Below are 332 nucleotides of genomic sequence, written 5' to 3' on the forward strand. Positions count from 1 at the left end.
TTATAGTCCATTAGATTCCCTACGTAAAGATTCTTGTCTATTTCTATCATTTTTTTAAATTATTACAATCCTTACTTTTTATTGTCACTCCAACAAAATCCCTTTCTGCATCAACATCTGATTATTAGAATAAAAGGGCACATCCGTATTTCCAAGCACACTTGCTGGCACATTGGCCAGTTCTGGAAGATTGTCCATAGGTACTATAGTTGTTTTGGCACCGTTTTCTGAAAGCATTGTGATTTTGTCTGCCAGGTTAATAGATTTCTCCACTGCTCCACCTACCGAAATATTCCCAAGAACGGCCAGGCCAGGCTTTAAATTCTTTTTAT

1 protein-coding gene is annotated in these 332 nt (G+C 37.0%); it reads right to left on the reverse strand.

Annotated elements, in window-relative coordinates; genetic code table 11:
• Positions 1 to 84: 84 nt before the first annotated feature.
• A partial coding sequence (locus HC175_RS21885; protein ID WP_438865979.1) for a S16 family serine protease occupies positions 85 to 332 on the reverse strand: 248 nt, incomplete at its 5' end.

It is taken from the genome of Salinimicrobium oceani (genome assembly GCF_012037645.1).